The organism is Mesorhizobium sp. WSM4841 (genome assembly GCF_055811515.1).
Genome location: NZ_JBVVQC010000082.1, coordinates 1 through 1328, shown reverse-complemented (window position 1 = coordinate 1328; position 1328 = coordinate 1). Strand labels below are relative to the sequence as shown.

Annotated in this window: 1 protein-coding gene and 1 pseudogene; both read right to left on the bottom strand. The window is 62.0% G+C overall.

The features are described from left to right. Positions 1 to 408: pseudogene (locus AC0L14_RS34710) on the bottom strand (hypothetical protein); the annotation flags it as partial. A 44-nt stretch (positions 409 to 452) separates the two neighbouring features. Then, the gene (locus AC0L14_RS34705) at positions 453 to 998 is read right to left on the bottom strand and encodes a hypothetical protein (RefSeq protein WP_473752221.1); all 546 of its coding nucleotides are present in this window, start codon (positions 996 to 998) and stop codon (positions 453 to 455) included. Positions 999 to 1328 lie beyond the last annotated feature (330 nt).

Below are 1328 nucleotides of genomic sequence, written 5' to 3'. Positions count from 1 at the left end.
GCCGTCAATGCTGCCGCTGCCGCTGATGCTGCCGGTGCCGCTACCGTCAATGCTGCCGCTGCCGCCGATGCTGCCGGTGCCGCTGCCGCCGATGCTGCCGCTGCCGCCGATGCTGCCGGTGCCGCTGCCGCCGATGCTGCCGCTGCCGCTGAGGCTGCCGGTGCCGCCGACGCTGCCGGTGCCGTGGTCGCCGACGCTGCCGCTGCCGGCGATGGTGTCCCTACTAGCTGTGCCTGTCGGATGGCCCTCGCCAGTGGTGAGCGGCGGGCACAAGCGACATTGCTGCCCCGCCGAGATCTGGCGCTCAATCGCCTGCGCAAATGCTGGAACGGTCGCCGTTGAGCCGAAAAATGCACTTGAAATCAGCACCATACCGGTGCCGGCGAGGAGATGATGGATGGTTTTCATTGTGTTGCTCCCTAAGACTTTCACCTTGGGTTAACAATTGAAACTCAGAGCTTGTTAAATCGGTTCCCTGCCAAGTCGTTCTTAGGCGGGCCGTGGCCGGAAACTGGCCGTTTGGCAAGCGCCTGGGGTTGATTTTGAAACGCAGGCGAGCCGCTGGACGCGATCTCGCCCTTGGCTGGTCTTATGGGACCGGGATGCGGCTCCCGCTCGTCCTGACGCGCCGTAGGACTCGCCAATCGCCCATCCTGCGCCAGTCTGGTCAGCCGCGCATCGTCTTCGATCCACTCGGCATGCGTCGGGTAGCACAACACCGCCCATGTTGGCGCGCCGTACCTCCGCTCAAGCTCATCGTCGCTCACGCTAAGATTGCCCCAGTACCTCGCACGCCATACTCGATCCGCCTCGGGCTCGGGCTCCGGATCGACCTGCACCCGCTTCGGTTTCGCGCCCTTGTACACCTCGACAATCAGCCGCCGCTGTTCGGCAACCGCCACGTTGAGCGCTCGCGTCGAAGCCAACGATCCTGACGTTTTCTCAGCCTGCCTCAGATCGGGCAAGCGAGCGCTGAGCCGGACGAATTGCTCGACCAAACCAGCCCTTGCGTCGGCATCAATCCCACGGTCGATCAGCGTTTTGACCGTGCTCCGTTGAAGTGGACCCCCAGAGACCTAATGAGAGATGCCGTTAAGGCCAAGTATGATCGGTAGGACGATGAAAAAGAGGATTGCGAGAACGTAGATTACGGCCTTGTTGTCGGTGATCGGCTCAACCAACCAGTGGTCATCTCCATAGCGGTTGCGCTTAAGCCAACCGCGCTCCCATCTGTCACGGGCCTTCTTTCACGCGGCCGGGCCCAGACGCCAGGTATTAGAACAAGTCGAACGAGAACCTCTTCGAGATACTCAAGCCGAAAGCGAATT